The 13,281-nt window shown below is 71.0% G+C and carries 12 protein-coding genes; 4 read left to right on the top strand and 8 right to left on the bottom strand.

Annotation, left to right across the window (positions count from 1 at the left end):
* Window positions 1-2 precede the first annotated feature (2 nt).
* Both ABZ951_RS17315 and ABZ951_RS17310 read right to left on the bottom strand, forming a co-directional pair.
* The gene (locus ABZ951_RS17315) at window positions 3-887 is read right to left on the bottom strand and encodes an alkaline phosphatase family protein (protein ID WP_344086952.1); all 885 of its coding nucleotides are present in this window, start codon (window positions 885-887) and stop codon (window positions 3-5) included.
* Window positions 888-1,173: 286 nt separating this feature from the next.
* On the bottom strand, window positions 1,174-1,437 hold the full coding sequence (locus ABZ951_RS17310; RefSeq protein ID WP_344087081.1) for a hypothetical protein: 264 nt from the start codon (window positions 1,435-1,437) through the stop codon (window positions 1,174-1,176).
* A 122-nt stretch (window positions 1,438-1,559) separates the two neighbouring features.
* Between ABZ951_RS17310 and ABZ951_RS17305 the strand changes: the two genes are divergently transcribed.
* Complete coding sequence (locus ABZ951_RS17305; RefSeq protein ID WP_344086955.1) at window positions 1,560-2,468, top strand: oxygenase MpaB family protein; 909 nt, start codon at window positions 1,560-1,562, stop codon at window positions 2,466-2,468.
* 34 nt (window positions 2,469-2,502) lie between these two features.
* Here ABZ951_RS17305 and ABZ951_RS17300 read toward each other — a convergent pair whose 3' ends face one another.
* Window positions 2,503-3,099 carry a class I SAM-dependent methyltransferase gene (locus ABZ951_RS17300; RefSeq protein WP_344086958.1) on the bottom strand — a complete coding sequence of 199 codons (597 nt, stop codon included), beginning with the start codon at window positions 3,097-3,099 and terminating at the stop codon, window positions 2,503-2,505.
* A 38-nt stretch (window positions 3,100-3,137) separates the two neighbouring features.
* Window positions 3,138-3,566 (bottom strand): PPOX class F420-dependent oxidoreductase, encoded by a 429-nt coding sequence (locus ABZ951_RS17295; protein WP_344086961.1) that lies wholly within the window; start codon window positions 3,564-3,566, stop codon window positions 3,138-3,140.
* Between the two features lie 124 nt (window positions 3,567-3,690).
* On the opposite strand from ABZ951_RS17295, the gene ABZ951_RS17290 reads away from it, so the two are divergent.
* Together ABZ951_RS17290 and ABZ951_RS17285 are read left to right on the top strand one after the other, a co-directional pair.
* Window positions 3,691-4,116: a roadblock/LC7 domain-containing protein gene (locus ABZ951_RS17290; RefSeq protein ID WP_344086963.1), complete on the top strand. Its 426-nt coding sequence runs from the start codon at window positions 3,691-3,693 to the stop codon at window positions 4,114-4,116.
* 91 nt (window positions 4,117-4,207) lie between these two features.
* Complete coding sequence (locus tag ABZ951_RS17285) at window positions 4,208-5,107, top strand: DUF6397 family protein (protein WP_344086966.1); 900 nt, start codon at window positions 4,208-4,210, stop codon at window positions 5,105-5,107.
* 37 nt (window positions 5,108-5,144) lie between these two features.
* Here ABZ951_RS17285 and tesB read toward each other — a convergent pair whose 3' ends face one another.
* Window positions 5,145-6,008, bottom strand: a complete 864-nt coding sequence (gene tesB, locus ABZ951_RS17280) for an acyl-CoA thioesterase II (RefSeq protein WP_344086968.1) — start codon at window positions 6,006-6,008, stop codon at window positions 5,145-5,147.
* Window positions 6,009-6,057: 49 nt separating this feature from the next.
* A complete protein-coding gene (locus tag ABZ951_RS17275; protein WP_344086970.1) occupies window positions 6,058-8,571 on the bottom strand; it encodes a DUF3516 domain-containing protein in 2,514 nt (837 codons plus the stop codon).
* Window positions 8,572-8,704: 133 nt separating this feature from the next.
* On the opposite strand from ABZ951_RS17275, the gene ABZ951_RS17270 reads away from it, so the two are divergent.
* Window positions 8,705-9,496, top strand: coding sequence for a metal-dependent hydrolase (locus ABZ951_RS17270; protein WP_344086973.1), 792 nt, complete (start codon window positions 8,705-8,707; stop codon window positions 9,494-9,496).
* Between the two features lie 28 nt (window positions 9,497-9,524).
* On the opposite strand, the gene ABZ951_RS17265 is transcribed toward ABZ951_RS17270, so the two are convergent.
* Both ABZ951_RS17265 and ABZ951_RS17260 read right to left on the bottom strand, forming a co-directional pair.
* Complete coding sequence (locus ABZ951_RS17265) at window positions 9,525-11,306, bottom strand: ABC transporter ATP-binding protein (protein WP_344086976.1); 1,782 nt, start codon at window positions 11,304-11,306, stop codon at window positions 9,525-9,527.
* Window positions 11,303-13,141, bottom strand: coding sequence for an ABC transporter ATP-binding protein (locus tag ABZ951_RS17260; RefSeq protein WP_344086980.1), 1,839 nt, complete (start codon window positions 13,139-13,141; stop codon window positions 11,303-11,305). Before ABZ951_RS17260 ends, ABZ951_RS17265 begins: the two co-directional genes overlap by 4 nt.
* Window positions 13,142-13,281: the final 140 nt, after the last annotated feature.

Raw genomic sequence — 13,281 nt, 5'->3', positions numbered from 1 at the left:
GGTCAGCTGTTCCAGATCCCCGTGATGTCCTTGGCTTTGGCGGCGTTGCCGGCGTGCGGGGTGCCGTACATGTCCTCGACCGTCCGCAGCAGGTCGTAGTGGTTGTACGTGCTCGCGGAGGTCGAGCCCGCCTTGACCGGTTGGCCATGGAGGACGGTGGGGATGCGGTTGCCGCTCAGCCGGTTGTCCTCGTCGAAGGTGACGACGAGCAGGCTGTTGTGGGTCCTGGCCCAGTCGGCGTAGCCCTTGAGATTGTTCTTGAGCCAGGTGTCGCCGGTCCCCACGGAGCAGTCGTGCATGTCGTTGCACAGGTTCGGGACGACGAAGGAGACCGTCGGCAGTTTGTCGAAGTCGGTGGGGAAGGCGGCCATGGTGCGGGCCGTGCCGGTGGGGACGTTGGAGAAGCCGAACCACGGGTTGTGCTTCTGCGCGTACTTGCCGCTCTTGCACGCGGTGGAACCCTCAGCGGGCAGGGACTCGTTGTAGCTCGCCCAGGTCCGCCCGGCGGCCATGAGCTCGGAGGCGAGGTTCGGTGCGTCGCTGAAACCGGGGGTGACGCAGCTGTCGTCGGTGATCCCCTGGGTGTCCCCGGAGAACATCGCGTAGTAATTCGGCTGGCTGGGGTGCGTCTCGGCGTAGGAGGCCGTCAGGCTGGCGCCGCCCGCCGCCAGGGAGTTGATGTACGGGGCCTTGGAACTGCCCATGACCTGGCTGTAGGCGTGGTTCTCGAAGACGACGACCACCACGTGGTCCGGCGTCGGTACAGCGGCGGCGGCCGAGGAGTCCGAGGCCCACAGGCCCAGGGACGCGGCGGCGAGCCCGAAGGTGGCGGCCAGAGCGCCGAGACGGCGGCGGGAGCCTGGGGAACGGGGGGCTGCGGCGGGCACGGTGTCCTCCGTACAGGGGCGGGCCGAGGGGCGGCGGGGGTGCCTGCGGGTGTGGTGGCAGCGTAGGGCCGAGTGTGTGACATGTACACGTTCACAAGGTGACGGTTTGGAGAACGGTGGCCGACAAGGGCGCGGCCTCATGCCGGTCGGGAACATCCGTCAAGGCGCGCTGGAGTGCGTCGCCGGCCGAGACGACCGGAGCATCAGGGACACCTGCCTGACCGGCGGCGCGGTCAGGCACGGAAACTTCGTTGCGGGGGCGGCTTGCCGGGGCCGCGGCCGGCCGTCAGGCGGCCGGCAGGCCCAGCAGCGTCCGGGCCACGTGCTGCGGCGTCTTGTCCTGCTCGCGTGCCAGGGCGATGACCGCACGGCAGGCAAGCTCGTTCACGCCGAAGCAGAGGGCCTCCGGAGAGACCCAGCGGGCGGCCTCCGCGCCCGTCTCGGGATCGCCCTCGGCGCAGGCCGCCACATAGGTGGCGGCCGCCTCGAAGAGGTTCCCCCGCCGCCCTGCGGGCGGCTGCGGGGCCGACAGGTGCCGGGCCTCCTCGATACGCTTGCGGAACTTGTCGAACACGGGGATCACCTGCTCATCGGCGGATTGCCCTGCGGTCGTTCAAGTGTGCCCGCCACCCGTAGAGTTGAACCTCCGACGAACGAAGGGGCGACCGCCGAGTGAAGCGATACGACTGGCTCAAAGAGATCCGGCGACTCGATCCCGAGAAGGACTTTCTGCGCATCTACCGGATCACGGCGACCTTCGAGTTCCCCTGGGACATGACGCGCGCCCTGGAATTGGCGCTCTACCGCACCTATGCGGTACCCAGCATCGGCAGTCTCCTCGGCGACACCCGCGAATTCACCGACCGGACGCAGAAGCGCTATGACGACACGTCATTGCTGCTCGACACGGTGGTCGAGCACGGCTTCGACAGCGACAGCGGGCGCACGGCGATCCGCCGCATCAACCAGATGCACCGCAGCTACGACATCAGCAACGACGACATGCGCTATGTCCTGTGCACCTTCGTCGTCATCCCCGGGCGGTGGCTCGACGCCTACGGCTGGCGCCGGCTGTCGGATCACGAGCGGCGCGCGATGACCGCCTACTACCGCACGCTCGGCACCCACATGGGAATCCGGGACATCCCGCAGTCCTATGCCGAGTTCGCAAGCTGTCTCGACGCCTACGAGGACGCGCACTTCGGCTGGGACGAAGGCGGGAGGCGGGTCTCGGACGCCACCCTCGATCTGATGGCCTCCTGGTACCCACGGGCCCTCGCCCCGCTGGTCCGCGGGGCGAGCATGGCCCTGCTGGACGACTCCCTGCTCAAGGCGTTCCGCTACGCACAGCCGCACCCCGCCACGCGTGCCGTCGTCCGCGGGGCCCTGCGCGCCCGGGCCAGGGCCGTCCGCCTGCTCCCGCCGCGCCGCACTCCCCACTACGCCCGCCAGAACCCCGAGATCAAGGGGTACCCGAACGGCTACGACGTCGCGTCGCTGGGGACCTTCCCCACCACCGGACGGCGCACGGCCACCTGCCCGGTCCCGCACGGCCGCCAGGATTCCCGAGCCGCGGAGTGAGGCCGTCCGATCCGCTTGCTCCGGCCGGCCCGGTTCAGGGCCGGAGGGCGATCGCCAGGTATCGGGTGTCCTCATCGGTGTAGGAGACCAGTCGCCAGCCCGCGCGCGCCAGCAGCCGGCGCAGGTTCGGTTCCGCGCGCTCGTCGTCGGGCGTCACCTGCCGGCCGTGGCGGGCGGCGAGCGCCGCCCGGCCGACCGGGTGGAAGAGGGCGAGACGGCCGCCCGGCCGCACGACCCGCGCCAGTTCGCGGAAGCCCGACTCCGCGTCAGCGAGGTGCGAGATGAGCCCGGCCGCGAAGACAGCGTCCACCGAACTCTCACGCAGCGGCAGCCGGGTGACGTCCGCGAGCAGCAACCGGCCGTCGAGGTGCCGCCCGGCGCGGGTGGCCGCGCGCAGCATCGCGGGGGTCAGGTCCGCGCCGAGCACCAGCCCCCGCGGTCCGACCGCCGCGCGCAGCGCCGGCAGCGCCCGCCCGGTGCCGCACCCCGCGTCCAGAACCACCCCGCCACGGCGCAAGCCGAGGTCGCGGACGGCGGCCTCGTAGGCCGGGCCGTCGTCCGGGAAACGGACATCCCAGTCGTCCGCCCGGACGGTGAAGAACTCCTTCACCCGGGCCGGATCGTCGCTCATGCCGGATGCTCCTTCGTCAGTGGGCCGCGAGCGTGGGGCTACTCCGCGACGGCGGCCATGGCCACGACCTTGTCGATCCGGACCCTGACCACCAGCTCACCGGCGACGCCGTTGCGTGCCCCGAATTCCTCCGCGAGAGCCTCGCCCATGTAGCGCGCGGCGATTCTGGTCGCCCAGGACCGTACCTCATCGAGGTCCTCGCTCAACTCGGCGCGCCCCTGCACCGTGACGAACGCGAACGGCGGCCGGTCGTCGTCCACGCAGAGGGCGACCCTGCCGTCGCGGGCGATATTGCGCCCCTTGACCGTGGCCGCCCCGGTGTTGAAGACCAGGTCGTCCCCGTCGAGCAGAAACCAGACGGGGGCGATGTGGGGGCTCCCGTCGGCCCGTACGGTCGCCAGCTTCCCGGTCCGCGTGCCTTCGGAAAGGAAGGCTTGCCACTCGCCCTTGCCCATTTTCTGTGCCATGTCCCCATCTTGTGCCAAGTGGCGAACAGACCGGTACCGACGGGCCGGGCGGGTTGCCGACGGCGGACAGGTGAGCAAGGCTGGCACGGCAGTCACGGGGATCGATGGAACGGGGAGGTGGGGCATGGCACTCAGCGAGGGACTCGACCGGATGCTGGATGACCTGACCGGGCGCGTCGAGCACATACGCCACGCACTGGTGCTGTCCAACGACGGACTGGTCACGGGTGCGAGTGAGAGTCTCGACCGGGAGGACGCCGAGCACCTGGCCGCCGTCGCGTCCGGCCTGCACAGCCTCGCGAAGGGCAGCGGCCGGCAATTCCGCGCCGGCCGGGTGCGGCAGACGATGGTCGAGTTCGACGAGGGCGTGCTCTTCGTGACGGCGGCGGGGGACGGCAGTTGCCTGTGCGTCCTCGGAGCGGCGAACGCCGACATCGGCCAGGTCGCCTACGAGATGACGCTGCTGGTCAACCAGGTCGGGGAGCACCTGGGCATCGAGACCCGGCAGCCCGGCGGCGACGCGGGCCCGGGCCCCGGCGACCAGCGCTGACCGGAGTTATCCACAGGGCTGACGCGCTGTCGCGTCCCACCGCTACCGTCGTCACTGTCAGTGAGGGAAGCCGGTAGTGGGGGAGGACGTCATGACGGTGCAGCAATGCCCGGAGCGCGTCGGCGCAGTAGGGGGCCTGCCGTTGGGAAGGGCGGCCCGTGAGCTGGAGCTCAAGCCGCGTGAGTTCGAACTGGCCGTGCAACTGGGATATGTGCGGACCGTCGCCGCGGGGCCCGGCGGGCGGCGCCGGGTGTCGCACGAGGAGATCGAGAAGCACAAGTCCGGGCCCGGGTTCCCCGAAGCGCTGCGCACCCGGCTCTGGGTGGTGGGCACGGCCGACGCCGCCGAACTCCTGGGAATCAGCCCGGCCCGGTTCGTCCGCCTCGCCAAGGCGGGCAGCTTCGCCCCCGTGCGTTTCTATGTGAACCGCTACCGCGCCGTGGTCTGGCACTACCTGGCAGCGGATCTCGTGGAGTTCGCCGACGCCAACCCCGACCTGCTGACCGGCCGCACACCGGCGGCAGCGGGCGCGAAGCCCGCGGAGCCGGAGGACCGGAGGGCCCGGAACTGGCGCGTCCGCAGAATCGGCCAGCTGCTGTCCTCGACCGAGGACCCCTGGGAGCGGGCAGCCGTGACCGCCGCGGCACTCGATCCCGGCCAACTGGCCGACGCCGTACCGGATCCGCACGAAAGGGCCTGCGTGAGCGCCCTCCGCCCCGATCTCGCTCAGCCGCGCCCGGCAGCGGCGGCCGCACGCGAAGTGGCCGACAGGGTGACTCTGGCGGCGGGCGCGGACGAGATCGCCTGGCACCGGCACCGCCTCGACGCCGCCCTGGCCGAAGCGCGGGCGGCCCGGCCGTCCCCCGCACCGGCCGGGCCGCCGGCGGTCCCGGTGCCGGAAACCAGGGAGAAGGTCGCCGATCAGGAAACCGGCCGGCGGCCGACGGGGATCCGGGCCCGGTGGGAGCGGCTGCTGCGCCGGAAGCATTGACCTCCACGGCGGGCGCCAGGGCCGCCCGGGGAAGTGCTCACGGCACCTTGCGGAAGAGCCCTTCCTGCATCACGGACACCAGGAGCCGTCCGTCGCGATCGAAGATCTGGCCCCGGGCCAGACCCCTGGCGCCGGTGGCGATGGGCGACTCCTGCTGGTAGAGGAACCACTCGTCGGCGCGGAAGGGCCGGTGGAACCACATCGCGTGATCCAGGGAAGCCATGTCGAAGCCCCGCGGGCCCCAGAGCGGTTCGACCGGGATGCGCACCGCGTCGAGAAGCGTCATATCGCTGGCATAGGTGAGGGCGCAGGTGTGCACGAGCGGATCGTCACCCAGCGGCCCCACCGCTCGCATCCACACCGCGCTGCGCGGCTCCGCGTCCGTCAGCTCCTGAGCGGTCCAGCGGAGCCGGTCCACGTACCGGATGTCGAAGGCCATGCGGCGTTCCATGTGCTGCAGCGCACTCGGAAGCTCGCCGAGGTGGTCGCGGATCTCGTCGGCCAGCCGGGGCAGATCCTCCGGCCCCGGCACCTCGGGCATCGCCGTCTGATGCTCGAAGCCCGGTTCGCCCTGATGGAAGGAGGCGGTGAGATTGAAGATCGTACGACCCTGCTGCACGGCCACCACGCGCCGTGTGGTGAAGGACCGGCCGTCGCGCACCCGCTCCACCTGGTACACGATCGGCACCCCCGGCTGCCCGGGGCGCAGGAAATACGCGTGCAGCGAGTGCACCGGGCGGCCGCTGTCGGTGGTCCGCCCGGCCGCGACCAGCGCCTGCCCGGCCACCTGTCCGCCGAACACACGCTGCAGCGATTCGTCCGGGCTGCGGCCGCGGAAGATGTTCAGATCGATCTGCTCCAGGTCGAGCAGACCCACCAGACGGTCGGCGGGGCTGGTCATCGGTGCTCCTTCGCTCCTGGGAGGCGCCGCACGGGCGGCGCCTCGGAGGCTACAGCTGACCGACGTCCATGACGCGGACCACCGCGCGGCCTTCCTCGTCGGAGGCGGCGAGGTCCACCTCGGCGGAGATGCCCCAGTCGTGGTCGCCGTTGGGGTCGGCGAAGGTCTGCCGGACGCGCCACAGGCCGTCCTCCGGCTTCTCCTCGATCCGCAGCAGCTTCGGGCCGCGCGCGTCGGGGCCGGTCCCCAGCTCCTCGTACTCGTCCCAGTAGGCGTCCATGGCCTCGCCCCAGCGCTCCTCGTCCCATCCGGCGTCGGCGTCCATCTCGCCCAGCTCCCCGACCTTGTCGAGAGCGGCGAGCTCCACGCGCCGGAACATCGCGTTGCGGACCAGCACCCGGAAGGCACGGGCGTTGGAAGTGACCGGCTTGACCTGGTCGGCCCGCTCCTGGGCCTCCTCGGCGGTCTCGTCCTCGGGGTTGGCCAGCTGCTCCCACTCGTCCAGCAGACTGGAGTCGACCTGCCGGACCATCTCGCCCAACCAGGCGATCAGGTCCTCGAAGTCCTCGGACTTCAGGTCGTCGGGCACGGTGTGGTCCAGCGCCTTGAACGCACTGGCCAGGTAACGCAGCACGATGCCCTCGGTGCGGGCGAGGTCGTAGAAGGAGGTGAACTCCGTGAAGGTCATGGCCCGCTCGTACATGTCGCGGATGACCGACTTCGGCGACAGCGGGTGGTCACCGACCCAGGGGTGGCTCTTGCGGTAGACGTCGTAGGCGTGGGACAGCAGCTCCTCCAGCGGCCGGGGGTAGGTGACGTCCATGAGCCGCTCCATGCGGTCCTCGTACTCGACGCCTTCCGCCTTCATCGCCGCGACGGCTTCCCCGCGCGCCTTGTTCTGCTGCGCGGCCAGGATCTGGCGCGGGTCGTCCAGCGTCGACTCGACCACCGAGACCATGTCCAGGGCGTAGGACGGCGACTCCGGGTCGAGGAGCTCGAAGGAGGCCAGCGCGAAGGTCGACAGCGGCTGGTTGAGGGCGAAGTCCGACTGCAGATCCACGGTCAGCCGTACGCTGCGGCCCTCGGCGTCGGGCTGGTCGAGCTGCTCCACGACCCCGCCGTCCAGCAGCGAGCGGTAGATCGCGATGGCGCGGCGGATGTGCCGCAGCTGGTTCCGGCGCGGCTCGTGGTTGTCCTCCAGCAGCCGGCGCATCGCCTGGAAGGCGTCGCCGGGCCGGGCGATGACCGCCAGCAGCATCGCGTGGGTGACCCGGAAGCGCGAGGTGAGCTGCTCGGGCTCGGAGACGATGAGCTTCTCGAAAGTGTTCTCGCCCCAGTTGACGAAGCCCTCGGGGGCCTTCTTGCGGACGACCTTGCGCCGCTTCTTCGGGTCGTCACCCGCCTTGGCGAGAGCCTTCTCGTTCTCGACGACGTGCTCGGGTGCCTGGGCGACGACGAAGCCGGCGGTGTCGAACCCGGCCCGTCCGGCCCGGCCCGCGATCTGGTGGAACTCCCGGGCCCGCAGCGTGCGCACCCGCTGGCCGTCGTACTTGGTCAGGGCGGTGAACAGCACCGTGCGGATCGGCACATTGACCCCGACGCCCAGCGTGTCCGTACCGCAAATGACCTTCAGCAGGCCCGCCTGAGCCAGCCGTTCCACCAGCCGCCGGTACTTCGGCAGCATTCCGGCGTGGTGCACGCCGATGCCGTGGCGCACATAGCGCGAGAGGTTCCGGCCGAATTTCGTGGTGAAGCGGAAATTGCCGATCAGCTTGGCAATCTCGTCCTTCTCCTCGCGGGAGCACATGTTGATGCTCATCAGCGCCTGCGCCCGCTCCACGGCCGCGGCCTGGGTGAAGTGCACGATGTACACCGGTGCCTGATGCGTCTGCAGCAGCTCGGTCAGGGTCTCCGTCATCGGCGTCGTGCGGTACTCGTACGACAGCGGCACGGGCCGGGTCGCGGAGCGGACGACCGCGGTGGGCCGTCCGGTGCGCCGGGTGAGGTCCTCTTCGAACCGGGAGACGTCACCCAGCGTCGCGGACATCAGGATGAACTGGGCCTGCGGCAGCTCGATCAGGGGGATCTGCCACGCCCAGCCCCGGTCCGGCTCCGCGTAGAAGTGGAACTCGTCCATGACGACCTGGCCGATGTCGGCGTCCTTGCCGTCCCGCAGCGCGATGGAGGCGAGCACCTCGGCCGTGCAGCAGATGATGGGGGCGTCGGCGTTGACGGAGGCGTCGCCCGTGAGCATGCCGACGTTCTCGGTGCCGAAGATCTTGCACAGGTCGAAGAACTTCTCCGACACCAGCGCCTTGATGGGCGCCGTGTAGAAGGTCACCTGGTCATTGGCGAGCGCGGCGAAGTGGGCCCCGGCCGCGACCAGGCTCTTTCCCGAGCCGGTCGGGGTCGACAGGATCACGTTCGCTCCGGAGACCACCTCGATCAGCGCCTCCTCCTGCGCGGGGTACAGCGAGATCCCCCGTTCCTCGGCCCAGGTCGAGAAGGCCTCGAAAAGGGCATCGGGGTCGGCATGGCTCGGCATCTGATCGATAAGGGTCACGCCTCCATACTGCCTGGCCCGGGGCCGTATCAGAGAACCGGGCGGCCGGGCGATGATCATCGGGCGCTACGCTGAGTCGCCGGTCCGGCGTCAGAAATGCGGGACGTCGGCAAATAAAAGGGGTGGAACGACCATGATGGGACCCGCGCACTCGCTGTCGGGAGCTGCTGCCTGGCTGGGGGTGGGGGCGGCGTTCGCCGCGGCAGGTCACCCGATGCCCTGGCCGGTGCTCGTCGTCGGTGCCCTGATCTGCGCGGGCGCTGCTCTCGCGCCGGACCTCGACCACAAGTCGGCGACCATATCGCGGGCTTTCGGCCCGATTTCTCGCGGTTTGTGCGAGATCATCGACAAGCTGTCGCACTCCGTTTACCAGGCCACCCGAGGCAAGGGCGACCCCCGCCGCAACGGAGGCCACCGCACCCTCACCCACACCTGGCTGTGGGCGGTGCTGATAGGAGCCGGCGCCTCGGCCCTGGCGATGACCGGAGGGCGCTGGGCGGTCCTCGGCATCCTCTTCGTCCACCTGGTGCTCGCCGTCGAAGGACTGCTGTGGCGCATGGCCAGGACTTCCAGCGACGTCCTGGTATGGCTGCTCGGAGCGACCAGCGCCTGGATCCTTGCGGGCGTCCTGAACCAACCGGGCAACGGAGCCGACTGGCTGTTCACCGGGCCCGGCCAGGAATACATATGGCTGGGCCTCCCCATCGTCCTCGGCGCGCTCGTGCACGACATCGGGGACGCCCTCACCGTCTCGGGCTGCCCGATCCTGTGGCCCCTGCCCGTCGGCCGCAAGCGGTGGTACCCGGTCGGGCCGCCGAAGGCGCTGCGCTTCCGGGCGGGCAGCTGGGTGGAACTGAAGGTCCTCATGCCGGCCTTCATCCTGCTCGGCGGCGTGGGCGGGCTCACGGCCCTGGGGTGGGTCTGACCCGCAGGGCCGCCGAACCCTTCCGCGGCTACTGGTGCCAGGAGCGCCACAGCGCCGCGTAGGCGCCGCCCGCCGCGACCAGCTCGTCATGACTGCCCAGCTCGGTGATCCGCCCGCCCTCCGCCACCGCGATCACATCAGCGTCATGCGCGGTGTGCAGGCGGTGGGCGATCGCGACGACCGTACGCCCCTCCAGCACCCTGGCAAGCGACCGCTCCAGATGCCGGGCCGCACGCGGATCCAGCAGCGACGTCGCCTCGTCCAGCACGAGGGTGTGCGGGTCGGCGAGGACCAGCCGGGCGAGCGCGATCTGCTGCGCCTGGGCCGGAGTGAGGCCCGCCCCGCCCGAACCGACCTCCGTGTCCAGGCCGCTCTCCAGCGCCCGCACCCACCCGTCGGCGTCCACCGAGCCGAGCGCGGCCCACAGCTCACCGTCGTCCGCCGTCGTGCGGGCGAGCAGCAGATTGTCGCGCAGAGATCCCACGAAGACGTGGTGCTCCTGGTTGACCAGAGCCACATGCCGGCGCACCTGCTCCGCCGGCATCCGGGCCAGTTCGGCGCCGCCGAGCGTCACCGTGCCGGTACGCGGGGCGTAGATCCCGGCCAGCAGCCGGCCCAGCGTGGACTTCCCCGCTCCGGACGGCCCGACCAGTGCCACCCGGCTGCCCGGGCGCACCGCGAGGGACACGTCGTGCAGCACGTCGGCGCCGGCGTGGTAGCCGAACCGCACCTTCTCCGCCCGCACGCTCCGGCCCTTCGGGTCCACGCCTTCCTCGGCGCTGTCGAGGTCGATCTCGTGCACCCCCACGAGGCGGGCGATCGACACCTGGGCGACCTGGAGCTCGTCGTACCAGCGCAGGATCAGCCCGACCGGGTCGATGAGCATCTGCGCGAACAGCGCCCCCGTCGTCAGCTCGCCCACCGAGACCCAGCCCTGGAGCACGAAGACGCCACCGATGATCAGCACGGAGCCGAAGACCAGCGTGTGCGTCACGTTGATCACCGGGAACAGGACCGAGCGCAGCCACAGGGTGTAGCGCTCCCACTGGGTCCATTCGACGATCCGCTGGTCGGAGAGCGCCACCCGGTGCCGGCCGAGCCGGTGTGCCTCGATGGTGCGGCCGGCGTCCACGGTCTCCGTGAGCGAGGCGGCCACCGCCGCGTATCCGGCGGCCTCGGACCGGTAGGCGCTCGGCGCCCGCCGGAAGTACCAGCGGCAGCCGATCACGAGCACCGGCAGCGCGACCAGGACGCACAGGGCCAGCGGCGGCGCGGTCACCGCCAGCGCGCCCAGCAGCAGCCCGGCCCACACGAAACCGATCGCCAACTGCGGCACGGCCTCACGCATCGCGTTCGCCAGCCGGTCGACATCCGTCGTGATGCGCGACAGCAGATCGCCGGTGCCCGCCCGTTCGAGGACCCCCGGCGGCAGTGCCACCGAGCGCACCAGGAAGTCCTCGCGCAGATCCGCCAGGATCTCCTCGCCCAGCACAGCACCGCGTAGCCGCACCATGCGGACGAAGACGGTCTGCACGGCCAGAGCGACCGCGAACAGCGAGATCGTGCGACCCAGATGAATATCGTCCGTGCCCGAGGACAGGTCTTCGACCAGGCCGCCCAGCAGGTACGGACCGACCATGGAGGCGGTCACGGCGATCGCGTTCACGGTCACCAGCAGGACGAAGGCCGTGCGGTGCCTGCGGAGCAGTCCGCGCACGTAGCTCCGTACGGTCGCGGGGGCGGCGACCGGCAGGGTGGTCGCCGACTCCGGGGCCGCCGGGTCGTAGGCCGGTGGCGCTACGCCGATCATGCCGACTCCTCGATCTGTTCGTTCTTCTTGAGCCGGGTGAGTTCCGTGTCGAGTGCCGAGCCCGGCCCGGCCCCGGCGGCTCGGGTCTCCTCGTCGGTCTCCCGGGTGACGACGGCCCGGTAGGCGGGGGTGTCACGCAGCAGTTCGCGGTGGGTCCCCACGCCGGCCACCTCGCCCTCCTGGACGAACACCACGCGGTCGGCCCGGTCGAGCAGCAGGGGGCTGGAAGAGAAGACCACCGTGGTGCGGCCCTCCCGCAGGCTCCGCACCCCGTCCGCGATCCGCGCCTCCGTGTGCGAGTCGACCGCCGAGGTCGGCTCGTCCAGCACCAGCACTTCCGGATCGGTCACCAGCGACCTGGCCAGCGCCAGCCGCTGCCGCTGACCGCCCGAGAGGGAACGGCCGCGCTCGGTGATCCGCGTCCGCATCGGGTCGCCCGAGGCGTCCGCCGACGCCTGGGCGAGAGCGGTCAGCACGTCGGAGCACTGCGCCGCCGCGAGCGCGGCCCCGGCTTCGACGGCTCCGGAGGACGGCACGGCCAGAAGCTCGTCGAGCGTGCCCGACAGCAGCACCGGGTCCTTGTCCTGCACGAGCACCGCGGTACGGGCCACCTCCAGCGGCACACGGTCCAGCGCCACCCCGCCGAGCAGGGCCGACGGGGTGTCCCCGGCGTCCTCGTCCGGGGCGTGCCCGCCCAGGCGTTCGGCCAGACGGCCGGCGGCGTCGGGGTCCCCGCACACCACCGCGGTCAGCCTGCCGGAAGGGGCGAGCAGCCCGGTCGCCGGGTCGTACAGGTCGCCCGACGGGAGGGTGCCGTCCGCGCTGTCCGGCGCCGGCGACGTGCGCCGCAGCGCCAGCACCCGCGCCGCACGCGCGGCGGAGGGCCGGGAGAAGGAGTACGCCATGGCGATCTCCTCGAACTGGCGCAGCGGGAAGAGCAGGAAGGTGACCAGGCCGTAGACGGTGACCAGCTCACCCACACCGATCCGGCCGTCCCTCACCAGCCCGACGCCGAACCAGACCACCGCGATCAGCAGCAGGCCCGGCAGCACGACCTGGACCGCGGCGATCAGCGCCCACATCCGGGCGCTGCGCACCGCCGCCTTGCGGACGTCCTGCGAGGCGGCCCGGTAGCGGGTCAGGAACAACTCCTCGCCACCGATGCCGCGCAGGACCCGCAGACCCGCCACGGTGTCCGAGGCCAGCTCGGTGGCGTAGCCCGCCTTGTCGCGCTGTTCGTCCGCCCGTTTCGTGGCGGGCGGCAGCAACGGCAGCACCGCTAGGATCAGTACGGGCACGCCGACGGCGATCACCACGCCGAGCGCGGGCTGGTAGATCACCAGCGCGACGCAGACGACCAGGGTGGTGAACGCGGCGGAGGCGAAGCGCGACAGCGCCTCGACGAACCAACCGATCTTCTCGACGTCACCGGTGGACACGGCGACGACCTCGCCCGCCGCCACCCGCCGGGTCAGGGTGGCACCCAACTCGGCCGTTTTCCGGGCCAGGAGCTGCTGCACCCGGGCCGACGCGGTGATCCAGTTGGTCACGGCGGTACGGTGCAGCATCGTGTCGCCCAAGGCGATGAGCACGCCGAGCAGCAGCATCAGGCCACCCGCGAGCGCCAGGTGGGCGCCGGAGCGGTCGACGACGGCTTGTACGGCGATACCCATCGTCACCGGCAGGACGGCCACGGCGACCATGTGCAGGACACCCCACAGCATGGCTCTGACCTGGCCGGACAGCTGGTTCCGCCCCAGCCAGAGCAGGAAGCGCGGCCCGGACCTGACGTCGGGCAGACCGGGATCGGTATACGGAAGGTCGCGAATCTGCATGGCATCCCAGGGGTGGGGGTGAGGAGGTGGCGGCTGTGAAAGGTTGTCGTCAGTGGAGTGCCGCATTCAACTGGTTTTCCCGCGCCGTGCGACGGATCAGGCCAAAGGGGCTCTGGCGCGCTGGTGTTCGAGGCGCTTCA

The sequence above is a fragment of the Streptomyces sp. NPDC046215 genome (assembly GCF_040646215.1).
Classification (GTDB): domain Bacteria; phylum Actinomycetota; class Actinomycetes; order Streptomycetales; family Streptomycetaceae; genus Streptomyces; species Streptomyces stramineus.
Note: the sequence above shows the minus strand (reverse complement) of the source record. Positions and strands in the feature narration are given on the sequence as shown.